General features: G+C 69.9%; 19 protein-coding genes and 1 pseudogene. 4 read left to right on the top strand and 16 right to left on the bottom strand.

All coding sequences use genetic code 11. The features are described 5' to 3' along the window. Nucleotides 1–446: 446 nt before the first annotated feature. The 11 genes and pseudogenes from CACI_RS04215 to CACI_RS04165 all read right to left on the bottom strand — a co-directional run bounded on the left by CACI_RS04215 (nt 447) and on the right by CACI_RS04165 (nt 12,757). The gene (locus CACI_RS04215; RefSeq protein ID WP_012785082.1) at nt 447–1,955 is read right to left on the bottom strand and encodes an NADH-quinone oxidoreductase subunit N; all 1,509 of its coding nucleotides are present in this window, start codon (nt 1,953–1,955) and stop codon (nt 447–449) included. 1 nt (nt 1,956) lies between these two features. Next, nucleotides 1,957–3,471, bottom strand: a complete 1,515-nt coding sequence (locus CACI_RS04210; protein ID WP_012785081.1) for a complex I subunit 4 family protein — start codon at nt 3,469–3,471, stop codon at nt 1,957–1,959. A gap of 7 nt (nt 3,472–3,478) precedes the next feature. Then, nucleotides 3,479–5,668 (bottom strand): NADH-quinone oxidoreductase subunit 5 family protein, encoded by a 2,190-nt coding sequence (locus tag CACI_RS04205; RefSeq protein ID WP_012785080.1) that lies wholly within the window; start codon nt 5,666–5,668, stop codon nt 3,479–3,481. Continuing rightward, nucleotides 5,665–6,066, bottom strand: a complete 402-nt coding sequence (gene nuoK / locus CACI_RS04200) for an NADH-quinone oxidoreductase subunit NuoK (protein WP_012785079.1) — start codon at nt 6,064–6,066, stop codon at nt 5,665–5,667. Before nuoK ends, CACI_RS04205 begins: the two co-directional genes overlap by 4 nt. 1 nt (nt 6,067) lies before the next feature. Further along, nucleotides 6,068–6,655 (bottom strand): NADH-quinone oxidoreductase subunit J family protein, encoded by a 588-nt coding sequence (locus CACI_RS04195; RefSeq protein WP_012785078.1) that lies wholly within the window; start codon nt 6,653–6,655, stop codon nt 6,068–6,070. Then, nucleotides 6,652–8,247 carry a NuoI/complex I 23 kDa subunit family protein gene (locus CACI_RS52030; protein ID WP_012785077.1) on the bottom strand — a complete coding sequence of 532 codons (1,596 nt, stop codon included), beginning with the start codon at nt 8,245–8,247 and terminating at the stop codon, nt 6,652–6,654. The genes CACI_RS04195 and CACI_RS52030 overlap by 4 nt, the downstream gene beginning before the upstream one ends. Next, nucleotides 8,247–9,215, bottom strand: coding sequence for a complex I subunit 1/NuoH family protein (locus CACI_RS04185; RefSeq protein ID WP_012785076.1), 969 nt, complete (start codon nt 9,213–9,215; stop codon nt 8,247–8,249). Before CACI_RS04185 ends, CACI_RS52030 begins: the two co-directional genes overlap by 1 nt. Continuing rightward, nucleotides 9,212–9,853, bottom strand: coding sequence for an NADH-quinone oxidoreductase subunit C (locus tag CACI_RS04180; RefSeq protein ID WP_012785075.1), 642 nt, complete (start codon nt 9,851–9,853; stop codon nt 9,212–9,214). The genes CACI_RS04185 and CACI_RS04180 overlap by 4 nt, the downstream gene beginning before the upstream one ends. A 321-nt stretch (nt 9,854–10,174) precedes the next feature. Further along, a pseudogene (locus CACI_RS54050) lies at nt 10,175–10,721 on the bottom strand (NADH-quinone oxidoreductase subunit B); the annotation flags it as partial. Continuing rightward, nucleotides 10,712–11,140: an NADH-quinone oxidoreductase subunit A gene (locus tag CACI_RS04170; protein WP_012785073.1), complete on the bottom strand. Its 429-nt coding sequence runs from the start codon at nt 11,138–11,140 to the stop codon at nt 10,712–10,714. The pseudogene CACI_RS54050 and the gene CACI_RS04170, both read right to left, overlap by 10 nt. A 147-nt stretch (nt 11,141–11,287) precedes the next feature. Continuing rightward, entirely contained in the window at nt 11,288–12,757 is a 1,470-nt protein-coding gene (locus CACI_RS04165; RefSeq protein ID WP_012785072.1) for a hypothetical protein, read from the bottom strand. Between the two features lie 7 nt (nt 12,758–12,764). On the opposite strand from CACI_RS04165, the gene CACI_RS04160 reads away from it, so the two are divergent. Further along, nucleotides 12,765–13,064 (top strand): hypothetical protein, encoded by a 300-nt coding sequence (locus CACI_RS04160; protein ID WP_012785071.1) that lies wholly within the window; start codon nt 12,765–12,767, stop codon nt 13,062–13,064. A 234-nt stretch (nt 13,065–13,298) separates the two neighbouring features. On the opposite strand, the gene CACI_RS47470 is transcribed toward CACI_RS04160, so the two are convergent. From CACI_RS47470 to CACI_RS04145, 3 genes are all read right to left on the bottom strand, one after another. Beyond that, nucleotides 13,299–15,386 (bottom strand): serine/threonine-protein kinase, encoded by a 2,088-nt coding sequence (locus CACI_RS47470; RefSeq protein WP_012785070.1) that lies wholly within the window; start codon nt 15,384–15,386, stop codon nt 13,299–13,301. 144 nt (nt 15,387–15,530) lie between these two features. After that, nucleotides 15,531–16,052 carry a 5-(carboxyamino)imidazole ribonucleotide mutase gene (gene purE, locus CACI_RS04150; protein WP_012785069.1) on the bottom strand — a complete coding sequence of 174 codons (522 nt, stop codon included), beginning with the start codon at nt 16,050–16,052 and terminating at the stop codon, nt 15,531–15,533. Further along, complete coding sequence (locus CACI_RS04145; RefSeq protein ID WP_083795517.1) at nt 16,045–17,193, bottom strand: 5-(carboxyamino)imidazole ribonucleotide synthase; 1,149 nt, start codon at nt 17,191–17,193, stop codon at nt 16,045–16,047. Before CACI_RS04145 ends, purE begins: the two co-directional genes overlap by 8 nt. A gap of 263 nt (nt 17,194–17,456) precedes the next feature. Between CACI_RS04145 and CACI_RS04140 the strand changes: the two genes are divergently transcribed. Beyond that, entirely contained in the window at nt 17,457–18,005 is a 549-nt protein-coding gene (locus CACI_RS04140; RefSeq protein WP_012785067.1) for a GtrA family protein, read from the top strand. A gap of 34 nt (nt 18,006–18,039) precedes the next feature. Beyond that, the gene (locus CACI_RS45070) at nt 18,040–18,681 is read left to right on the top strand and encodes a GtrA family protein (RefSeq protein ID WP_012785066.1); all 642 of its coding nucleotides are present in this window, start codon (nt 18,040–18,042) and stop codon (nt 18,679–18,681) included. On the opposite strand, the gene CACI_RS04130 is transcribed toward CACI_RS45070, so the two are convergent. Together CACI_RS04130 and CACI_RS04125 are read right to left on the bottom strand one after the other, a co-directional pair. Beyond that, nucleotides 18,644–19,951 (bottom strand): sensor histidine kinase, encoded by a 1,308-nt coding sequence (locus tag CACI_RS04130; RefSeq protein ID WP_012785065.1) that lies wholly within the window; start codon nt 19,949–19,951, stop codon nt 18,644–18,646. The two genes, CACI_RS45070 and CACI_RS04130, sit on opposite strands and share 38 nt — an antisense overlap. A gap of 18 nt (nt 19,952–19,969) precedes the next feature. After that, the gene (locus tag CACI_RS04125) at nt 19,970–20,638 is read right to left on the bottom strand and encodes a response regulator transcription factor (RefSeq protein WP_012785064.1); all 669 of its coding nucleotides are present in this window, start codon (nt 20,636–20,638) and stop codon (nt 19,970–19,972) included. Nucleotides 20,639–20,731: 93 nt separating this feature from the next. Here CACI_RS04125 and CACI_RS04120 point away from each other — a divergent pair, with 93 nt between their 5' ends. Further along, nucleotides 20,732–22,231, top strand: a complete 1,500-nt coding sequence (locus tag CACI_RS04120; RefSeq protein WP_012785063.1) for a peptide MFS transporter — start codon at nt 20,732–20,734, stop codon at nt 22,229–22,231. Nucleotides 22,232–22,285: the final 54 nt, after the last annotated feature.

Here is a 22,285-nt window from a genome sequence, read left to right as displayed (position 1 = left end):
CGGGCTGGGGCGAGTTGGACTGGGCCGGGCTGCATGGTGCGGGTCGGGGCGGTTCGAGTCGGGCGGGACTGCCCGGTGCCTGGCGGGTCAGGGCGGGGTGAGTTGGTTCGAGTCGGGCTGGGTCGGGTTGGTTCGGGCCGGGCTGCCTGGTGCGGGGTGGGTTCGGCTGGTGCCTGAGCCAGATGGGTGAAGGCTGCGACAACGCGGGCGGCCATTTTTTACGTGCTCCAGATAGGAGTTGTCGCGTGGAGGGCAGCGGGGAGTGGCGGGGCGTGGGGGCGCCCGACGGCCGACACCTGCCAGCCGCAACGCGTGCGCAGTGACTCGGACTCGCGCGCGGTCGTCTCCGCGCATCACCGCCGGCCGCCGGCGCAGCCCGGCCACGCGCCACCGAACTGCGTCCCCTGCGAGGCCATTCAAACCGTGTGCGAAGCCGTAAAGAGCTTCTAGAAGGCGCCGAGAGCTGATTGCGGCCAGACCGAGAAGACCACTGCGGCGAGTCCTGCCAGGGCGATGGCGAAGCGCAGGGTGGCTGGGGAGCGGCCGATTGCGGCGGTTGCTGTGGTGGGGGTGGCGAAGAGGCGGGCGGTCCAGGCTAGGTAGTAGTAGAGGGCGATGACTACGTTGACGGCCATCACTACTGCCAGCCAGATGAGGTGGGAGCCGGCTGCGGCGCCGAAGACTGCCACCTTGGCGAACAGGCCCATGAGGCCTGGGGGGAGGCCGGCTAGGCAGAGGAGGAAGAAGGCTAGGGCTGCGGAGGCTAGGGGGCGGGTTTTTGCCAGGCCTCGGTAGGCGTCGAGGGTGCCGGGGTGGACTGAGTGCACTACGGCGAAGGCGCCGAGGTTCATGGCGGCGTACATGATGATGTAGGCGATTGAGGCGTTGATGTGCTTGGTGTAGGAGAGCTGGTCGTGCGCTGCTAGGGGGACCATGATGTAGCCGGCTTGGCCGATGGTGGACCAGGCGAGCAGCCGTACCGCGTCGCGTTGGCGCAGGGCCACCAGGTTGCCGAGCGACATGGTCAGGGCCGCCAGGACCGCCAGGAGTGGGCCGGTCTTGTTCAGCAGCGGGCTGAAAGCGGTGCCGGTCAACAGGATCAGGCCGGCGAAGCCCGCTGCCTTGGAGACCACCGACAGGTAGGCCGCGATGGGGACTGGTGCGCCGGCATAGGTGTCCGGCGTCCAGAAGTGGAAGGGGACGGCCGAGACCTTGAACCCGAAGCCGACGAGGGTCAGGCCGACGCCGAGGTAGGCAAGGTGGCGGATTGGCCCGCCGGACAAGGCATTCAGGTGCAGGGCGACCGGTCCGAAGTGCACGTTTCCGGTGGCTCCGTAGACCAGGCTGATGCCGAACAGCATCACGGCCGTCGAGGCGACCGAGACCAGGAAGAACTTCAGCGCCGCCTCGGACGACTTCCCGCTCCAGCGCTTCAATCCGACTAGCGCGAACGCCGGCAGCGACACGGTTTCCAGCGCGATCGTCAGCGTGATCAGGTCGCGCGAGGCCGCCAAGACCAGGACGCCCGCGACCGAGGACAGCAGCAGGAAGTGGTACTCCCCCGTCGGAATCCGGTCCCGCTTCATCGAGGAGACGGACATCAGGACCACGATGAACGCGCCTGCGAGGGCGACGAACTGGAAGATGAGCGTGAACCGGTCCGCGATATAAGAGCACGTACTCGGCATCCCGTGCGGCTCGCCGACGCCGAGCGAATACAGCCCGGCGGCGCTCTGCGGCATACAGAACGTGCCCCGGGTGCGGCCCGGCCACAGGGCGATGTCCGGAGCCAGCGCGCCGGCCAGCACCACCAGCGAGAGCCAGGACACCAGCTGCTTGCGGCGCGGCGGCAGGAAGACCTCGGCCACCAGGACCGCCACGGCGCCCGCGGCGACGATGAGCGGCGCGGCGATCTGCGCGTACGAGACGTTCTGGACGAGGGAGGAGATCGTCACGTCAGACTCCCTTCATCAGGACACGGACAGCGGGATTGGTGATGCCCAACAACAACGCCGGCCACAGTCCGGCGAGCAGCGTCAGCAGAACCAGCGGCGTCCACGTCGCGGTCTCCACCGCGGTCAGCTCGGTCACCGGCTCCTCGCTCGGCGTCGCGGCCGGGCCCATGCACACCCGGCGCACCACAGCCAGCAGGTACGTCGCCGTCAGCACGAGTCCGAGCGCCGCGACGGCAGCCATGGCGATATAAGAACTCTGCGTCAGCCCGATCCCCGGCTTGGTCGCCGAGAACAACGCCAGCACCTCGCCCCAGAACCCGGCGAGCCCCGGCAGCCCGAGCGATGCCATGGCAGCGAAGGCGATCAGCACGCCGTACTTCGGAGCGCGCCGGTACAGAGCCCGCCCGATGTCGTCGAGCTTCGCCGAGTGCACCCGCACCTTGAGGCCGCCGACCAGGAAGAACAGCAACCCGGTGATCAGACCGTGGGCGACCGAGGCGAACAGCGCGGCGTTCATGCCGACGGTGGTCAGCGAGCCGATCCCGAGCAGGACAAAGCCCATGTGGCCGATCGAGGAGTACGCGATGAGCCGCTTCAGGTCCCCGTCGGGCTTGCGCGCGATCGACAGGCAGGCGAGCGATCCGTAGATGACGCCCACGACGCCGAACGCCGCCAGCGCCGGAGCGTAAGTCGGCGCGGCCTGCGGCAGGATCGGCACGGCGATGCGCACGAAGCCGTACGTCCCCATCTTCAGCAGGACGCCGGCCAGCAGCACCGATCCGGTCGTCGGCGCCGCGGTGTGGGCGTCGGGCAGCCAGGTGTGCAGCGGGAACATCGGCGTCTTGACGGCGAATCCGAGCGCGATCAAGGCGAAAGCCGTCAGCGCGGCGCCCTTCGGGATGTCGCCGCGCGCGTGCGCGGTGAGCCACGCCATGTCGAAACTGTCGGCGTAGGCGAAGACCACCAGGAACCCGACGACCATCACCGCCGAGCCGAGCAGCGTGTACAGGATGAACTTGTTCGCCGCCGCCTTCGCGTTCTCACTGCCCCAGTAGGCGATCAACGCCCACATCGGCAGCAGCACGATCTCGAAGAAGACGAAGAACAGGATCAGATCGGCGGCCATGAAGGTCCCCAGCATGCCGATCTCGAGGAGCAGCAGCAGCGCCGTGTAAGACCTCTGACTTCCACCGTCCGGCATGTGCCGGATCGAGTAGAAGAAACACAGCGCCGACAGCAGCGCGGTGAGCAGGATCAGCGGCAGCGAGATGCCGTCGACGCCGAGGTGGAACCTGATGTGCAGCGCCGAAATCCAGTTCCAGTCGACCGTCCCCTGGTACCCGGTCTTCGAGTACTTGAAGACGCAGGCGAGCGCGGCGGCGAGCACCAGCACGGCGCCGCCGGCGTAGAACCCGACGCGGGTCGCCGAGCGCTCGGCGACGGCCGACGGAAGAAGGTAGAGCACTGCGATACCGGCCACCGGGACCAGCAGCATCGCCAGCAGAAGGGCGTTCATCGCTTCCCTACCTTCCGAATCCGAGGACGGCGGCGATGACGACGACTCCGGTCAGCACCCCGGTCAGGTAGAGCTGGACGTTGCCGGTCTGGACGCGCCGCAGACCCTCGCCGAGCAGCCGGGCCGCGTGCCCGCTCCCCCGGACGTAGGCGTCCACGACTTCGGTGTCGAGGAAGGCGACGGCGTCCGCGGCGGCTTGCACCGGACGGACGGCGACGGCGTCCTGGAGGTCGTCGGCGCGGAAGCCGAGGAAGGCTGGTTTGCGCAGGAAGCCGAGGACGTGGTTGGGATCCGTGCCCGGCTTGGCGCGGGCGGCTGCGAAGACCACTCCGAGACCAAGCGCCAGGGCGACCAACGCCAAGATCGTTGAGAGCAGCGCGGGCGCCAGGTGGTAGGCGTCGGCGGGCTGGATCAGCTTGCCGGCGCTGGCTGCCGAGGCGCAGTAGGCGTTGCCGTCGGCGTCGCCGAGCCATGACGGGAACCACCCGCGGTTCAAACCGACGAAGCCGAACACGGTGGTGATCGCTGCCAGGACGACCAGAGGGAGGAGTTCGGCGCGTGGTGCCTCGGGACCGGTTTTCGCTTTCGGCGCAACCTTTTCGGCGGCGGCGGTCGCCCCGGTCGTCTCGGCCGTCGCAGTCGTCGCAGTCGTCGCGGCTTCCTCGCGGATCGATTCCGCGACGAGCGCCTCCAGAGCCCATTCGCTGGCTGCGGCGACCTCGGCGGCGGTCGGGGTCTCGGTCTCGGGTTCGCTCGAGGGCGCCGGGGTCTGGGGCGCCGTCTGCGGCTGGCGCTGCGACATCTCCACGGCCGAGCGGAACCGGCCGCGTTCCAGCGGTCCGAAGAGCATCAGCCAGGTGCGCAGAGCGTAGGCGGCGGTGAGGAAACCGGTCAGGAGGGTGGCGACGAAGACCAGCCAGCCGATACCTGCTGGCGGCGTGATGCCGAGCAGGGATTTCGTCGGGCCGGTATGCGTCGCGGTGTCGAAGGCCACGCCGGCGATCGACTCCTTGGAGAAGAACCCTGAGAAGGGCGGGACACCGGCCAGCGCCGCCAGACCGATCGTCATGGTGATGAACGTGACCGGGAGTTTGCGGTGCAGGGCTTGGGTGTTGAGCTCGTCGACGTCGCCGGTTCCGGCCTTGTGGATGATCACGCCGGCGCCGAGGAACAGCAGGGCTTTGAATCCGCCGTGGGACATCAGGTGGAAGACCGCCGCGTCCCGGCCGCCGGCGGCGAGCGCCGCGACCATCAGCGCGAGTTGGCTGACTGTGGAGTAGGCGAGGATGCGCTTGAGGTCGCGTTGGGCGAACGCCGACAGTGCGGCGGTCACGGCGGTGAGGGCGGCGGCGATCGCGAGGATCCACAAGGCGGCCGGCGTCACCAGGAACACCGGGTAGAGGCGCGCGACGACGTAGACGCCGGCGGCGACCATGGTCGCGGCGTGGATCAGGGCACTGATGGGGGTCGGGCCGGCCATCGCGTCCGGGAGCCAGGTCTGGAGCGGGATCTGGGCGCTCTTGCCCATCACGCCGCCGATCAGCAGGATCGCGCCGGCGGCGGTGTAGCCGTGGCCGCCTTGGGCGATCGCGTGTTGGAGGATCGGCTGGACGCGGAAGGTGCCCGCGCCGTGCGCCAGGAACAGGATGCCCAGCAGGAAGGGGGCGTCGCCGAGCTTGGTGACCAGGAACGCTTTGATGCTGGCGCTGCGGGCTTCGGGGCGGTCCCAGTGGTGACCGATGAGGAAGTAGGAGCAGGCGCCCATGACCTCCCAGCCGACGAGCAGGACGAGCAGGTCGGTGGAGTAGACGACGACCAGCATCGCCGCCGTGAACAGCGAGATCAGGGCGGAGTAGGAGGTGTAGCGCTCCTCGTGGGCCATGTAGCTGACCGAGTAGAGCTGGACCGCGGTGGCGACGACGCCGACCAGGACCGCGATCAGGGCCGCCAGGCCGTCGACGCGGGCGCCGAGCCAGAGCTCGGGTCCGCCGGTCGCGGCGTAGCGGATGCGGGACTCGGTGGCGGCGGAGGTCCCGTGGCCGAACAGGACGACGAGGGTGAGGACGGCCGCGGCGGCGATCGGGAGGACGGCCAGGGCCGGGACGGTCGCGCGGGCGCGGCCGGACAGCGAGACCGCCGCGAGGGCCGCGGCGGAGAGCAGGGGGAGCAGGGGGATCCAGAGGGCGAGGGTGCTCATTTGGTCACCGCCTTGGGTGCTGGGGCGGTGGTCGCGGTGCTCTCTTTTTCGCCGTCGGCCTGCGCCGGGACGCGCTTGAGGCCGAGGGCGCCGTCCTCGCCGAGCTCGCGGGCGTCGTCGATGGCCGCGCTGCCGCGGTTGCGGTAGAGCAGCAGGACGATCGCCAGGCCCAGGCCGGTCTCGGCGGCCGCGACGGTGATCAGGAAGATGGTGAAGACCTGGCCCATGCCGTACTGGTCGCGCAGGAGGCTGGAGAAGGTGACGAGGTTCAGGTTGGCGGCGTTGAGGAGGAGCTCGATCGCCATGAGGACGGCTACCGCGTTGCGGCGGGCCAGGACGCCGTAGACGCCGACCGCGAACAGGAGGGCGGCGAGGGTGAGGGGGTAGATGGCGTGCATGTCAGGCCTCTGCCTCCGTCGCTCGGGGTGGGGTGGCGGGAGCGCCTTCGGCGTCGGCGGACACGTCGCGCCGGGACAGGACGATCGCGCCGACCAACGCGGCGAGCAGGAGCACCGACAGCAGCTCGAAGGGCAGGACCCAGTAGCGGAACAGGCTGGAGCCGACTGCCTTGGCCGTGCCGTTGACGACGTTTCGGCGCGGGTCGAACCAGGTGGTGCGGACGGCGTCGCCGATGACGGTGACCAGCACGCCGGCCGTTGCCAGCCCGACGACTGCCGCGGCCCAGCGGTTGCCGGAGTCCAGCTCGGTGGTGCGGCCGATCGGTGCGCGCGTCAGCATCAGGCCGAAGAGCAGGAGGACGGCGACGGCGCCGACGTAGATCAGCACCTGCACCCAGGCGACGAACTCGGCAGCGAGCAGGAGGTAGCAGCCGGCGAGGCCGCCGAGGGCGACGACGAGCCAGAGCGCGGCGTGCACGAGGTTGCGCACGGTCACGGTCAGGACGGCGGCGCCGAAGGTGAGGAGGCCGACCAGGACGAAGGTGATCTCGACGCCGGTGGTGGAGCTGAGGGCGCGGGTGGTGGTCATCCGGCGGCCTCCGGGGAGTCGGAGCCGTTCTCGGGGGACTCGGGCTGCGGGGGCGCGGGCGGCTGGTCGGTGGGGGCGGCGGTTTTGCGGGGGCGCTTGGGCTTGGGGGTGGTGGTTTTGGCGGCTGCGGCCTTTTTCGCGGCGGCGGTTTTGGAGGCTGCGGTTTTGGAGGTGGTGGTCTTGGCGGCTGCGGTTTTGCGGGGGCGGCGGGGTGTCGGCTTGGGGGCGGGGTCAGAGTCGGAGTCGGAGTCGCCGGATGCTGAGTCGGTGGTGGACTCGGGAGTGGTGGGCTCGGTGGGGGCGGCCTGGACCTCTGGCTCGGCGGCGAGCTCGGCGGTCGCAGGTTCCGCTGCGGGTTCGGCAGCAGGCTTATCGGTCGCGACGGGCGCGGCTGTGGCTTCGGGCTCGAGCGGAGCCTCGGTTGCGGCTTCGGCAGCGGGCTCGGCGGTCGCGGCTGACTGGACCTCTGGCTCGGCAGCAGCTTCCGGCTCGACCGGAGTCGGTGCTTCGGCAGCAGGCTCGACGACAGCTTCCGGCTCGGGCTCGGTCGGCGCCTCGGTGACAGCTTCCGGCGCGACTTCGGCAGCAGCCTTGGCCGCCGCGATCTCAGCGATCAGCCCTGGCGAAAGGTTCGACTCGGCCGCAGGGGTCACGTGAGGGAGCGGCTGCGTCGGAGCCTGCGTCAGCTTCGACTCGGCCGAGGGGGTCACGTGGGGCAGCGGTTGCGTTGGAGCCTGCGTCGACTTCGACTCGGTCGTGGGGGGCACGGGAGGCAGCGGCTGCGTCGGAGCCTGCGTCTCGACGACGGGGATTTCGGCCGTGTCGTTCAGTGCGTCGCGGGGCGGCGGGTCGGTGGCGGTGATCTTGGGGATCTCCGTCGTGTCGGCTTCGGGCTGCTTGGGTGTGCCGCCTTCGACGGGTGGGGGTGGGGTCGCGGCTGCGGCTGCGCGTTCTGCGGCGGCCTTGGCTTCGGCGGCGGCTTGCTTTTCGACGGCTTTCTGGGCTGCGGCGATTTCCTTGGGGGGCTCTGCGTTCGGGGCGTGGGGTGGGGGTGGGGGGACGGTCCACATCCAGTCGCGGAGGCGGTCCTTTTCGTGGAGGAGGTCGACGATGTCGAATTCGGCGTATTCGAATTCGGGGGACCAGAAGAGGGCGTCGAAGGGGCAGGCTTCGATGCAGATGCCGCAGTACATGCACAGGCTGTAGTCGATCGCGAAGCGGTCGAGGACGTTGCGGGTGCGGTCGCGTTGGCCTGGCTCTGTCGCTGGGACGACTTCCTTGTGGGAGTCGATGTAGATGCACCAGTCGGGACATTCGCGGGCGCAGAGCATGCAGGAGGTGCAGTTCTCCTCGAGCAGGGCGATGACGCCTCGGGAGCGCGGGGGGAGCTCCGGCTTCACGTCCGGGTACTGCGCGGTGACCGAGCGGTGGGTCATCGTCTTCAGGGTCGTGGCCAGGCCCTTGGCCAGGCCGGCGCCGGGGAGGCCGCGTTTGTCGGCGCTGGTTGTGGGGGCGCTGGTTTTGGGGGCGCCGGCCTTGTCGGCGGTCTTGTCCGCGCCGCGCTGTTCTGCGCCTGTCTTGTCCGCGGCCATCAGACCACCTTCAGGATTCCGGTCAGCGCGATCTGCGCCAACGCCAGCGGGATCAGGGTCGTCCACGCCAGTTTCTGCAGCTGGTCCTCGCGCAGGCGGGGGTAGCTCACGCGGAGCCAGATCACCAGGAAGGCCAGCACCAGGGTCTTGGCCAGGGTCCAGAACCAGCCGAAGCCGGCGGCGCCGAGGCCGAGGTAGAACGGGCCCTTCCAGCCGCCGAGGTACAGCACCGTGGTCAGCAGGGACAGGACCACGATGCCGGCGTACTCGGCCAGCAGGAACAGGGCGAAGCGGATGCCGGTGTACTCGGTGTAGGCGCCGAAGATGATCTCGGAGTCGGCCACCGGCATGTCGAAGGGCGGGCGCTGGAGTTCGGCCAGGCCCGAGACGAAGAACACGAACAGGCCCATCAGCTGCCAGGGCAGCCAGTACCAGTGCCAGGCCACGGCGATGCCGGTCAGCGACAGCGTGCCGGCGGCCATCGCCACCGAGGACGCGGCCAGGATCATCGGCAGCTCGTAGGCCATCAGCTGCGCCGCGCTGCGGATGCCGCCGAGCAGCGAGTACTTGTTGGCGCTGGCCCAGCCGGCCATCAGCGAGCCCAGCACGCCGACGCCCATCACCGCCAGCACGAAGAACAGCCCGGCGTCCAGGTCGCGCCCGACCTGCGTGCCCGGCCCGATCGGGATCGCGACCAGCACCACCAGGTACGGGATCAGCGCGACGGCCGGCGCCAGCTGGAACACGCGACGGTCGGCGGCGGCCGGGACCACGTCCTCCTTCTGCGCGAACTTCACGCCGTCGGCGACGAGCTGCGCCCAGCCGTGGAAGGCGCCGGCGTACATCGGGCCCACGCGCGACTGCATGTGTGCCATGGCCTTGTGTTCCATCTGGCCCACCACCAGCGGCACGACGAGGAAGAACCCCAGGATGATGGCCAGGCGGACGACGGCGTCCGTGACGGTCATGCTCCGCCTTCCTGTGGCTGCGAGGTTCCCGGGTCGGTCGGCGCGGAGGGGTCAGAGGCGTCGGCCGCGGGAGCCTCCTCCGGCTGGTCCGAGAGGGGCTTCAGCCAGCCGTCGGGAACGCCGGGCGGAACCATCCGGCGACGGGTCGCGCGTCCGGCGGGTGCGGCGTGCGCGGGCCCGCCCTCCCCCGGCTCCTTGACGCCGGGCCACTCCTTGGCGACCCGCGCGGCCAGGACGAAGTCCTTGCGCAGCGGATGGCCGTCGAAGCCGTCGGGCAGCAGGAGCGGGATCAGGTTCGGGTGGTTGGCGAACGTGATGCCGAACATCTCGAACGTCTCGCGCTCGTGCCAGTTCGCGCCCCGGTAGATGGGCACGGCCGAGGGCAGCTCGGGCTTGTCCTTCGGGATGCGGGTCCTGATCAGCAGCCGCGTGGCCCGCTCGTCGCCCACGATCTTGGCGACGTGCGCGAAGACGTCGAACCCGGCGGCCTCCTCGTCGACCGCGGTCAGCCAGTCGAAGAAGGTGTAGCCCAGTCCGTGCGCCCGCTCCAGGGTGGCCAGCCAGTCGCCGGAGGCGACGGTGACGGTCCGTTCGCCGAAGGTCTCCTGGACGTCGTCCCAGGTCTCGGTCTCAGTCATCGTCGACGTCCGGCTTCTGGTTGAGGATGTTGAGACCGATGTCGCGGGAGCGCCGCAGCTCCTTGGGGTAGCGCCGGTAGAACAGCTTCGGCGGCTTCGGCTTCTCCACGATCGGCAGCAGGACCGTCGGGGCGTCCTCGCGGGGTGGGAGGAGGGAGACCGGAGCCTGCGCCGTGGCGAGGATGTCCGCGATGGTCTTGGTGTCGGCGACGCCTTGGGCGGAACCCTTAGCGCCGGTCGCGCCTGTAGACGTAGTAGAGAGATGCTTAGGGGCACGACGCATAAAGGGGAGCCGCGGAGCGTGACGCGGATCGCGTCCGCTGTAGCGCGCCCGGAGGTCTTCCGCCGCGATCTTTTCCTGGAGCTTAATGATTCCTTGAAGCAGAGCTTCAGGACGGGGCGGGCAGCCCGGGACGTAGACGTCCACGGGGATGACTTGGTCGACGCCCTTGGTGACGCAGTAGGAGTCCCAGTACGGACCGCCGCAGTTGGAGCAGGAGCCGAAGGAGATCACGTACTTCGGCTCGGGCATCTGGTCATACAAACGCTTCACGGCTGGCGCCATCTTGTCCGAGACCGTGCCGGACACGACCATCAGGTCGGCCTGGCGGGGTCCCGGCGCGAAGGGGATGACGCCCAGACGGATGAAGTCGTGGCGGGCCATGGAGGTCGCGATGAACTCGATCGCGCAGCAGGCCAGGCCGAAGTTGAAGACCCATAGGGAGTAGCGGCGTCCCCAGTTGAGGACGACACGCATCGGCGCGGGCGCGGCACTGTTGAGGAGCCCTAAGGAGGCGCCTGTGCCGGCTCCCTCTAGAGAGGACTGCCCAGGAGCGCCTACGCGCGGGACGGGGAGGTCTACAGCCATGCGAGCACACCCTTCTTGTAGGCGTACAGCAAGCCGACCGCCAGGAAGCCGAGGAAGACGAACATCTCCACGAGCGTCGTGCCCTTGAAGCCGGGCGCCGCGAAGATGGTCGCCCAGGGGAACAGATATACGGCGTCTACAGCGAAGATGGCGTAGAGGAACGCATATACGTAATAGCGGACCTGTGTATGGGCCCACCCCTCGCCGACCGGGTCCACGCCGCACTCATACGTGAGGAGCTTCTCGGGGCTCGGCGCGTGGGGACGTAACAAGCGGTTGGCGCCAAAAGCGGTCGCCACGAACGCCACTCCCAGGAGCAGGAGGATTCCGACCACGGAGTAGGCGCTGAAGTACGAACCGTTACTCCCTGTGCCCGCCGTGTTTCCGACCGCTGCGACGGCCGGTCCATGCCCTGTCATGAAGGACAGGTTAGTGGTCCGGCCGCTTCGCGTTGAGCACGGCGCCGTCCAGTGGACGGGAGGACGGATGTCTGGACAGGTGTGGGGGCGGATGCCGGTGCGGAGGTGGGCACGGATATCGGCACGGATGTCGGCGCTGGGAGGCGATCAGGCGTTGGCCGCTTCGAGCAGCCAGTGGGTGTCCTGCCAGACCACGGTGAAGGCGCGGGTGCTGCCGCCGCCGGCGGGGGGCGGGTCGTTGACGGTGACCGTCATGGTGCTCGCGGCTGAGCCGGGCTTGATGTCGGTCACCTGGCGTCCGCGCAGGACGACGTCGCGCGCGCCGGGGGCGCCTTTCTGCGCGGCGATCGGGCCGGAGGCCGCGGCGGTGGTCGAGATCTGCGAGGAGACGGTGGTGGTGTGGGCGGCGTTGACGCCCGGGGACGCGGGGGCGCCGGACTTGGACTTGCTGCCGCCGGACATCGCCAGGATGGCGGCGACGATGCCGCCGACGACCACGATGCCCGCGATGGCCAGGACGACGATGCGCTTGCTGCTGGACCAGGAGGACCAGCCCTTGCCGCGGCCGGTGTCGACAAGGGTGGGGGCGTGGCCGTGGGGGCGTTCGGGGACGCCGTAGGGGGACTCCATCGAGGGCGGGAGGGGGACGATGGTGAGGCCGCCGGCTTGGGGGACGTGGTCTTGGCGGGGGGTGGGGGGTTGGTTGGGGGCGGCGCCTTGGTGGGGCGTGCCCTGGTGAGGAGTCGCGCCCTGGTGCGGGGTGCTGGCTTGCTGGAAGCTGCCGGCGTGGTGGGGGGTGGGCTGGGGCGGCTGCTGGTAGGCGGGGTTGTTGTACGAGGGCTGCTGGGGGGCGTGCGGGGGTTGCGGCTGGCCCCATTGTTGCTGCGGGGGCTGGGGCTGACCCCACTGCTGTTGTGGGGGTTGTTGCTGGTAGGCCTGCTGGGGGGCGGGCTGGGGCTGTTGCTGGTAGCCCTGCTGCTGGAAACCCTGTTGCTGGTAGCCCTGCTGGGGCTGCTGGTAGCCCTGCTGGGGCTGGGGTGCTGGGGGCTGCTGCTGGGCGTAAGGGGGCTGAGGCTGGGCGACGTAGGGCTGCTGGGGCTGGTTCTGGCCCTGGCCTTGGTACTGGCCTTGGTACTGGCCCTGACCTTGGTACTGGCCTTGGTCCTGCGGCGGCGCGAAGGGCGACTGGGGCGGCGTCGAGGGCTGAGATGCTCCGTACGGCGCCTGAGCCTGCTGCTGCGGCTGAGGGTTCGATGCGCTCGAGGGGGAGCCGAAGCCCTTGGGCGGCGTCATCGGCTGCTGGAGGTGCGGCGGGATCGGCGGGGCGTGGGTGATCGGCTTGGCGGCTGGTTCGGGCTCGTCCTGGGCCGGGGGCTCTGCGGTGACGGCAGGCATGAAGCCGGTCACCCATCCGGGCTCGGCGATCGAGGGGACGCTGACGACGGGAGGGCCGGTGCGGCCGGCGGGTGCGTCGGCATCGCTGTCGTCGGCGTTCGCGGAGACCACGGGGATGTTGAAGTTGGTCGCGAAGGTCGGCTCGGCGATCTGCGGAACGGTGATGCCGCGGGGCGGCGCCGCGGGCGCGTCGGAGTCCGCACCGCTGGACTGCGGGGTCACGACCGGGATGTTGAAGTTGGTCGCGAAGGTGGGCTCGGCGATCTGCGGGATCGGAACCGAGGGTGCGGCCGCCGGCGCCGGTGCCGAGGGCGCGGAGCTGGCCTCGGGCTGCGGGGTGACGGCGGGAATGTTGAAGTTGGTCGCGAAAGTGGGCTCCGCGATCTGGGGGATGGCCGCGTTGGCGGGCTGGGGCGGGGCAGAGGCCTCGGGCGCGGGGGCAGGCTGCGGGGAAGGGCTCGCAGTCGGCTGGCCGAAGGTGCCGGAAGATGCCTGGTTGAAGGCAGGGGCGCCGGTCGAGGGCTGCTGACCGAACGCGCCGGATGCAGACTGGCTGCCAGCCGAGGGCTGCTGGCCGAAGGCGCCAGAAGAAGACTGGCTGTCGGCTGCGGGGGGCTGGCCGAAACTGCCGGAAGACTGGCTGCCGGTCAGCTGCTGCTGACCGAATGCAGGAGCATCGCTCGCCGACTGCTGACCGAAGCCGCCGAAAGAAGACTGGCTGTCGGTCTGAGGCTGCTGACCGAAGGCGCCGGATGCAGGCTGACTACCAGCCGCCGGTGGCTGGCCGAAACCGCCGGGAACGGGCTGGCTGCCGGTGGCCGGCTGCTGGCCGAAGCTGCCGGAAGCAGGCTGGCTGCCGGTCGAGGGCTGCTGACCGAACGCACCGGAAGCAGACTGACTGCCAGCCGAGGGCTGCTGACCGAATGCGCCGAAAGCAGACTGACTGCCAGCCGAGGGCTGCTGACCGAATGCGCCGAAAGCAGACTGACTGCCAGCCGAGGGCTGCTGACCGAACGTGCCGGAAGCAGACTGACTGCCAGCCGAGGGCTGCTGACCGAACGTGCCGGAAGCAGACTGACTGCCAGCCGAGGGCTGCTGACCGGAGCCGCCGAAAGAGGGCTGACCACCAGTCGCTGACTGCTGGCCGAAACCGCCGCTCGCAGGCCGCTGACCGAAGCTGCTTTCGGGCGTGCCGGTGGAGTCGGCTGCTTCGGCGAGGCGGCGTGCTTCCTCGCCTATGGGGGTGAAGCCTGCGGGGAGGCCGGCTAGGCCTGCGGGTTCTGGTTCGGGGGTTGGTGGGGTGTGGGGGGGTGGTTGCCGCGCGCCAGGCTGGGCCTTGGGGTTCCGGTGCTGGGGTTTGGGGGGGCGTGATGATGGTGGGGACGTCGCTGCCGGATGGGCCGGAGGGTCCCCACGCTGGTGCGGGCTGCTGGGCGTACTGGCCGGGCTGCCGACCGTACTGGCCAGGCTGCTGACCAGGCTGCTGGCCGTACTGCGTGGGAGGCTGCTGCTGCCCGGGCTGGTCGCTGGCTGTGTTGTTCGGGTCCTGCTGGTCGCCGTAGGGCTGGTCGCCGTAGGGCTGGGGGTCGTAGGGCTGGGGGTCGTAGGGCTGTTGGCCGTACTGTCCGCCGCCGGTCTGGTTGTTCGGCTGACCGTACTGATCCTGCCCGCCACCCATTGCAGTCCCCTGACTGTGTCGACTGTTGGGCTGCCCGGTGTGGGGCGCCCCCGTTGTGGAGGTGGCTTGGGGTGCCTGGCCTCCGGCTTTGCGTCGTAAGAAGCCTCCGAGGCCGCTGGGTTTGCCTGCGGGGTCGGTGGTTGGGTCTGTGGTGGGTGGGGGCGCGGGTGTCGGCGGTGGGTGGCCGATGTTCGCGAGTTCCACTGCGCGGGCGGCCAGGTCGCGGGAGATGGCGGAGGGGAGCCAGCCGGTGACGTCGGAGCCTCGGAGGGCTGGGTGTCCGGCCAGGCCTGTGGTGAGGGCGGCGCGGCACATGTCGACGAGTTGGGCCGGGGTGGGGCGGGCGGTGGGGTCCTTGGTCAGGCAGCGGGTGGCTATGTGGGCCAGGGCTGGTTCGAGGCCTTGGAGGTCCGGGGCGTGGTTCTCGACGCGGTAGAGGATGGCCATGGCGTCGCCGTTGCCGAAGGGGGTGCGGCCGGTGGCCGCGTAGATGAGCATGCCGCCGACGGCCCAGACGTCGGCCGGTGCCTCGACCTCGATGCCCGCCACCTGTTCCGGGGCCATGAAGCTGGGGGTGCCCAGGCGCATGCCGGTGGCTGTCAGCATGCTGGCGTCCTCGGCGCGGGCTATGCCGAAGTCGATGACGCGCGGGCCGTCGGAGGCGACCAGGACGTTGGCCGGCTTCAGGTCGCGGTGGACGATGCCCGCGGTGTGGATCGCCTGCAGGGCCAGTCCGATGCCGACGCCGAGGTGCGCCACGGAGCGGGGGGAGAAGGGCCCTGCCAGCTGCACCGCGGCGCTCAGCGGCGGGCCGGGGATGAAGTAGGACGCCAGCCAGGGCGTGGCCGCGTTCGGGTCGGCGTCGGTGACGGCGTTCACGAACGGGGAGTGGACCGCGCGCGCCGCGGCGATCTCGCGGGTGAAGCGTTTGCGGAAGTCGCGGTCGGAGGCGAAGTCCTGGCGGAGCACCTTCAGCGCGAAGGCTTGGCCGGTGGGCGCGAAGCCCAGGTAGACGCTGCCCATCGCGCCCTGGCCCAGGCGCCCGCGCACCGAGTACGGCCCAAGGTGGCGCGGGTCGGTCTCCAGCAGCGGCTGGATGTTCTTCGACACGATGCTGCCGGCACCGAGGCCGCCGTAGCCGCCGGGTCCCGGAGCGGGTCGGTTGGCGTCCACTGAACTGCTCCCCCATTGTCGTCGCGCGTGCCTGAGGCGGATCTCCCCTGTGTCAGTTCAGTGTCCCGCTCGGGCCGCCGGAAGTCGCCCCCGGTCAGCACAGACAACGGATACCGGACTGGTCTGCCTCGCTATGCGCGCGGCCTACTCTGCCCTAACCGCGCGCAGAACCGCACCCTTGGCCGTGGCCTGAGCGTTGAGGTCGTCCTGGAACGCGCGCATGGCGCCGAGCAGCTCCAGGTCGTGCGAGGCCAGGATGCGCGCGGCGAGCAGCCCGGCGTTGCGGGCGCCGCCGACCGACACCGTCGCCACCGGGACGCCGGCCGGCATCTGCACGATCGACAGCAGCGAGTCCATGCCGTCCAGGTACTTCAGCGGGACCGGGACGCCGATCACCGGCAGCGGGGTGACCGAGGCGAGCATGCCCGGCAGGTGCGCGGCACCGCCTGCGCCGGCGATGATCACCTTCAGACCGCGGCCGGCCGCGTTCTCCCCGTAGGCGATCATCTCCCGCGGCATCCGGTGTGCCGAGACCACGTCCGCCTCGTACGGGATCTCGAACTCCTCCAGCGCCTCGGCCGCCAGCTTCATCACCGGCCAGTCGGAGTCCGAGCCCATCACGAGCCCGACCAAGGGCTTGGCCCGGGACACGGCGGACTCACTCATCGATCTCTCCTCGCAGATAGGCCGCGGCGTGGCGGGCCCGGTCGGCAACGTCGTCGAACACCGTACCCAGGACGTTGACATGGCCGATCTTGCGGCCCGGCTTCACGTCCTTGCCGTACATGTGCACCTTGACCCCCGGGTCGTGCGCCATCACGTGCTTGTACGCCGGGTAGACCTCCGGCAGGTCCAGACCCAGCACGTTCGCCATGACGACCACCGGCGCGACCGGCTTCACCTGCCCCAGCGGCAGGTCCAGCACGGCGCGCAGATGCTGCTCGAACTGGCCGGTGACCGCGCCGTCCATGCTCCAGTGCCCGGAGTTGTGCGGCCGCATCGCCAGCTCGTTGATCAGCACCGAGCCGTCGGCGGTCTCGAACATCTCCACCGCGAGCATGCCGGTGACGCCCAGCTCCTTGGCGATCGTCAGCGCGATCCGCTGCGCCTCGACCGCGGCGACCTCGGACAGCCCGGGCGCCGGCACGTAAACCTCGCGGCAGATGCCGTCGATCTGCAGCGACTCGACCACCGGGTAGGCCGCGGCCTGGCCGTGCGGGGAGCGGGCGACCTGCGCCGACAGCTCGCGGACGAAGGGCACCTTGGCCTCGGCCAGCAGCGCCACCCCGCGCTCGGCGGCGCCGTCCAGCACGGCCTTCGCCGCGTCCAGGTCGTCGACGACCCAGACGCCGCGGCCGTCGTACCCGCCGCGCGTCGCCTTGAGGACAAAGGGGAAACCGACCGTGGCGCCGAAGTCGGCGAGGTCGTCGGCAGAGGAGATCAGTGCCCACTGCGGACAGGGCAGCCCGAGGGCGGAGAGCCGCTGGCGCATCAGACCCTTGTCCTGCGCGTAGACGAGCGCGTCCGGGCCGGGGCGCACGGCGACGCCGGCGGCCTCCAGCTCGTGCAGGAAGTCGGTGGGGACGTGCTCGTGGTCGAAGGTCAGCACGTCGCAGCCGGCGGCGAAGGCCTTCAACGCTTCGAAGTCGTGGTGGTCCCCGATCACGGTGCCCGGGGTCACCCGCGCCGCCGGATCGTCGGGCCGCTGCGCGAGCACCCGCAGCTCGACCCCGAGACCGATCGCGGCCTGCTGCATCATGCGCGCCAGCTGGCCGCCGCCGACGACTCCTACCACCGGAAAGCTCACCAGTCGAGTCTAAGACGTGGTGGCCGGCGCCCTGGAACCGACCTGTCCCCCGACGCGCCATGTTCGGATTAGGTTGCAGATCTGGACGCATCCAGGTACGACATCTGCGGACCTACTGCCACGAATGGGTGCCGCTCAATGCCGCGGCTACGTCGCGATGAGTAGATTTAACGGAGGTTTCCCGGTCAGCAGTCGAAGCGGCCCAGAAGGGGACGGTACCCTCGGATCGCTAGAAGAAAACCGATGGAAGACAGGTGGCAGGCGTGACGGTCGTGCGTTCTCTGTACAACCGATTCGAGCACCTCGTCCACGAGCTGTCGAAGTTCGGGGCGGTGGGCGCCGTTGCCCTGGTCGTCAACATGGGCGTCTTCAACGTCTATCTGCTGGCGGCCCCGAGCAAGCAGATCTTCGCCAAGGTCGTGGCCACCGTCGTGGCGACCTGCGTGGCGTACGTCGGCAACCGCTACTGGACGTACAAGGACCGCGACAAGATCGACCGCCACCGGGAGATGCTCTTCTTCTTCCTGATCAACGGCGTCGCGGCGGTCATCGAGGTGATGTTCGTCTTCATCAGCAAGTACGGCCTGGGCCAGGACGGCACGCTGGCCGTGAACATCGCCAGCTACTTCTTCGGTCTGCCGCTGGGCATGCTGTTCCGCCTGTACTGCTACCGGACCTTCGTCTTCCCCGAGGGCGCCGAGCCCGAGATCGTCCCGGCCACGGCCAGCGCGCCGCTGTACCCGAACGGTCACCCGGCGCAGCCCCAGGCGCACGTCCACCAGCGTCCGGTCCCGGAGACCGCGAGCCGCTGACACGGCCGGCTCCTCTTCTGTAGATAATCTTTCTGTGCTCGTTGCCAAGGTCACCTCGACAGTCCGCAAGCTCTACGCCGAGATGTTCAAGTTCGGTGTGGTCGGCGCTGTCGGGGTGATTTCTGATGTCAGCAGTTCCAATCTGCTGTGGAAGTACACCGGTCTGAGCCATACCGTCGCCTCCGTCGGCGGTACCTGCGTGGCCACGATCACCGCGTACATCGGCGCCCGCTACTGGGTGTTCCGCGGCCGGCCGGACGACGCCCGCCGCCGCGAGATGGCGATGTTCGCCCTCATCAGCCTGGTCGGCCTGATCATCGAGAACAGCTTCGTGTTCGTCGGCGACCGGATCCTGGGCTTCCACAGCATCGAGGCGGCCAACGTCGCCAAATTCGTGCTGGGCCTGCCGGTCGCCGGGGTGTTCCGGTTCACGACCTCGCATCTGATCGTCTTCCCCGAAGCCGCGGCGGTCTCCGAGCCGGCCGATGCTGCTGGGACCACCGCGACCCGTGGGACCACAGGAACCGCCGGGACCGCCGCGAACAGCGCCGAGCACCGCGCCGCCGACGGTCCGGTCCCCGGTCAGAGCCCGGGACCTGACAGCCTGGGACCCAAGAGCCTGGGACCCGACGACGGCTTCAGCGCGCAATCACCGACAAGGGCGAGTGCTCCGTGAGGAAGACGGCGAACACCGCCGGCCGCTGAAGCACCAGGTTCAGCCGGCCGCCGTCGGCCTCGGCCAACTCCCGCGCCACCGCCAGGCCCAGCCCGGTGGACCCGCGGGAGGAGGCGCCCCGCTCGAAGAGCTTGGCCTCCAGGTCCGGCGCGATGCCGTCGCCCTCGTCGCCGACCTCCACCACCACCGACCCGCCGACCGCGCGGGTGTGCACGGTGACCGTCCCGGCGCCGTGGATCAGGGAGTTCTCCAGCAGCGTGGACAGGATCTGGGAGAACGCGCCCGGGGTCGCCATGGCCATCAGCCGCCGCTCTCCGGAGACCACGATCCCGCGCCGCATCGACTGGTACGCCGGGCGCCACTCGTGGACCTGCTGCCGGATCACGGTGTCCACCTCGATCGGCACCGCCAGATCCGAGCGCCGGTGGGTGCGCACCGTGGTCAGCAGCCGCTGCACCACGTCGGTGAGCCGCTCGACCTGCGACAGCGCCACCTCGGCCTCGTCGCGCACGGTCTGCGGGTCGTCGGCCAGGGTGATGATCTCCTCCAGCCGCATCGACAGCGCCGCCAGCGGCGTGCGCAGCTCGTGCGAGGCCTCGGCGGCCAGCCGGCGCTCGGCGCCGAGCATCGTGGAGATCCGGTCCGCCGAGCTGTCGATGACCTCGGCGACCCGGTCCAGCTCGCTGATGCCGTAGCGGCGGTGCCTGGGGCGCGGGTCGCCGGAGCCCAGGCGCTCGGCGGTGGCCGCCAGCTCCTCCAGCGGCTTGGTGAGCCGGCGGGCCTGCAGGTAGGCCAGGCCGGTCGCGGCCACCAGCACCGCCAGCGCGACCCCGCCGATCAGGTACATCGAGCCGCGTATCTGGTCCTCGGCCGGGGCGCGCGGCGCCTGGACGGTGACGCGCACGCCGACGTTGCGCAGCACGCCGTCCATCTCGTAGGTGACGCTGAAGGCCGGCGCCCCGGGCGGCAGCGCGGAGTTGATCTGGATCGGGCTCTGGCCGTCGACGTCGATCGTGGCGTCGTGGGTGCGGGCGATCATGTGCTGCAGGTCGGTGTCGTAGTCGCTGAGCGGACCGGAGTTGGTGCCGTCCAGGCTGGCCTTGCTGACCAGCATGGAGACCGTCTGGGCGAGCATCCGGGACTCGGTGGCCAGCACCGACTTGGTGCTGGTGTCCACCGAGCGCACCTCGAGCACCGCCAGCGGCACTCCGAGCAGGATCACGACCATCATCACCACGAGGAACGTGGAGGAGACCAGGCGGCGGCGCACTGCAGGCGGGCCCGCGCGCTAACCGCGCTCGAAGCGGAAGCCGACGCCGCGCACCGTGGTGATGAACCGCGGGCGGGAGGCCTCGTCGCCGAGCTTCTTGCGCAACCAGGAGATGTGCATGTCCAGGGTCTTGGTGGAGGACCACCAGGTGGTGTCCCAGACCTCGCGCATCAGCTGGTCCCGGGTGACCACCCGGCCGACCTCGCGGACCAGCACCCGGAGCAGGTCGAACTCCTTGGCGGTCAGGTTCAGCTCCTGGTCGCCCAGGTAGGCGCGGTGCGACTCGATGTCTATCCGGACGCCGTGCACGCCGTTGCCCAGGTCGGGGGTGCCGCGCCGGAGCAGCGCGCGGACCCGGGCCAGCAGCTCGGCCAGCCGGAAGGGCTTGGTGACGTAGTCGTCGGCGCCGGCGTCCAGCCCGACCACGGTGTCCACCTCGTCGGCGCGCGCTGTCAACACCAAGACGGGGAAGGTGTGGCCGTCGGCGCGCAGCCGGCGGCAGACCTCCAGGCCGTCCATGCCCGGCAGGCCCAGGTCGAGAACGACCAGGTCGACGCCGCTCTGCCCGGCCAGAAGGGCGCCTGGACCGTCCGCCCGGACGGTGACCTCGTAGCCCTCGCGTCGAAGCGCCCGCGCCAGCGGTTCGGAAATGGCGGCGTCGTCCTCGGCGAGCAGTACACGGGTCATGAGTGTGATGGTAATCGGGGTCGACCTGCTGTCGCTCCCCCATCTGGAGCATTGTCTGTAATGCGCCCATCTGGTCCGGGAAGCACCGAACGCATGACGACCCACGACGTTCCGTCCCCCGCCCAGGGCCTGCCGCCGCAGGATGAGGACCGAGCGTTCTTCGGTCACCCCAAGGGATTGCAGACGCTGTTCGCGACCGAGTTCTGGGAGCGGTACAGCTTCTACGGCATGCGCGGGCTGCTGGTGCTGTTCCTCACCGACACCGCGGCGCACCACGGCCTGGGGCTCTCGCAGGAGGCCGGCAACAGCTTCTACGGCATCTACAACAGCCTGGTCTACCTGATGGCAGTCCCCGGCGGCTGGATCGCCGACCGGGTCTGGGGCGCCAGACGCTCGGTGCTGTGGGGCGGCATCATCATCGCGCTGGGCCACTACGTAATGGCCATCCCCACCGCGGCGACCTCGTTCCTGGGGCTGGGACTGATCGTGCTGGGCACCGGGCTGCTCAAGCCGAACATCTCGGCGCAGGTCGGCGGGCTCTACCACCAGCACGACAAGCGGCGGGACGCCGGATTCACGATCTTCTACATGGCGATCAACATGGGCGCGTTCCTGGCGCCGCTGACCGCCGGCTGGGTCGGCCAGCACATCAACTACCACCTGGGCTTCGGGATCGCGGCGATCGGCATGACGTTCGCGGTCGTCTGGTACGTCGTCGAGGGCAAGCACCTGGGCACCGTCGGGCTGCGCCCGCCGAAGCCGATCACGCCGCCGGAGCTGCGGCGCTCGCTGCGGGCCGGCGCGGTGATCGTCGCGATCGTGCTGGCGATCGTGCTGGGCTGGATGGCGATCACCGAGTGGTCGGTCTCGGCGTTCGCCGACGGGCTGGCCGCGCCGATCATCGCCACGCCGTTCGTCTACTTCGGCTACATGTTCAGCCGCGGCGGGCTGAGCGCCGGGGAGCGGCCCAAGCTGATGGCGTTCGTCGCCTTCTTCATCGGCGCGACCGTGTTCTGGATGATCTACGACCAGTCCGGCAGCCAGCTGAACCTGTTCGCCGCGGACAAGACCGACCTGTCGATCTTCGGCTGGGAGATGCCCTCGGTGTGGCTGCAGTCGGCGAACCCTTTCTACATCATGGTGTTCGCGCCGGTCTTCGCCGGGATGTGGCAGCGCCTGGGCGACCGGGCGCCGCGGACCTCGGTGAAGTTCGCGCTCGGGCTGGTGGTGATCGGCTGCTCGTTCTTCGTGATGAGCATCGCCGGCAAGGACGCCACACCGACGCACCGCGTCTCGATCGTCTTCCTGGCGGTCACCTACCTGCTGCAGACGATCGGCGAGCTGTGCCTGTCCCCGGTCGGGCTGTCGGTGACCACGCAGCTGGCGCCGGCCCGGTTCGCCGGGCAGATGCTGGGGCTGTGGTTCCTGGCCACCGCCACGGGCAACGCGCTCAACGTGTACGTCACCAAGCTCAGCACCGTGATGAGCGACTTCACCTACTTCCTGACGCTGGGCGCCGTGGCGGCGGGCATCGGCGTGCTGGTGTTCCTCGCCTCGCCGGTCATCAACCGGCTGATGGGGGATGTGCGGTAGCCGGGAGCACGCCGCGAGGGCGTCCCGCGGCCGCTCCACCGCTGTGAACTCGCC

The sequence above is a fragment of the Catenulispora acidiphila DSM 44928 genome, assembly GCF_000024025.1.
GTDB lineage: Bacteria > Actinomycetota > Actinomycetes > Streptomycetales > Catenulisporaceae > Catenulispora > Catenulispora acidiphila.
The sequence above is the reverse complement of the archived record's forward strand: the minus strand, read 5'-3'. Positions and strand labels throughout refer to the sequence as shown.

Excerpts from the sequence above, each read along its gene's own strand:
- CACI_RS04210 (WP_012785081.1), bottom strand. The coding sequence starts at position 3,471 with ATGAACGCCCTTCTGCTGGCGATGCTGCTGGTCCCGGTGGCCGGTATC.
- CACI_RS04205 (WP_012785080.1), bottom strand. The coding sequence starts at position 5,668 with ATGAGCACCCTCGCCCTCTGGATCCCCCTGCTCCCCCTGCTCTCCGCC.
- nuoK (WP_012785079.1), bottom strand. The coding sequence starts at position 6,066 with ATGCACGCCATCTACCCCCTCACCCTCGCCGCCCTCCTGTTCGCGGTC.
- CACI_RS04195 (WP_012785078.1), bottom strand. The coding sequence starts at position 6,655 with ATGACCACCACCCGCGCCCTCAGCTCCACCACCGGCGTCGAGATCACC.
- CACI_RS52030 (WP_012785077.1), bottom strand. The coding sequence starts at position 8,247 with ATGGCCGCGGACAAGACAGGCGCAGAACAGCGCGGCGCGGACAAGACC.
- CACI_RS04185 (WP_012785076.1), bottom strand. The coding sequence starts at position 9,215 with ATGACCGTCACGGACGCCGTCGTCCGCCTGGCCATCATCCTGGGGTTC.
- CACI_RS04180 (WP_012785075.1), bottom strand. The coding sequence starts at position 9,853 with ATGACTGAGACCGAGACCTGGGACGACGTCCAGGAGACCTTCGGCGAA.
- CACI_RS04170 (WP_012785073.1), bottom strand. The coding sequence starts at position 11,140 with ATGACAGGGCATGGACCGGCCGTCGCAGCGGTCGGAAACACGGCGGGC.
- CACI_RS04160 (WP_012785071.1), top strand. The coding sequence starts at position 12,765 with ATGTTGAAGTTGGTCGCGAAGGTGGGCTCGGCGATCTGCGGGATCGGA.
- purE (WP_012785069.1), bottom strand. The coding sequence starts at position 16,052 with ATGAGTGAGTCCGCCGTGTCCCGGGCCAAGCCCTTGGTCGGGCTCGTG.
- CACI_RS04125 (WP_012785064.1), bottom strand. The coding sequence starts at position 20,638 with ATGACCCGTGTACTGCTCGCCGAGGACGACGCCGCCATTTCCGAACCG.
- CACI_RS04120 (WP_012785063.1), top strand. The coding sequence starts at position 20,732 with ATGACGACCCACGACGTTCCGTCCCCCGCCCAGGGCCTGCCGCCGCAG.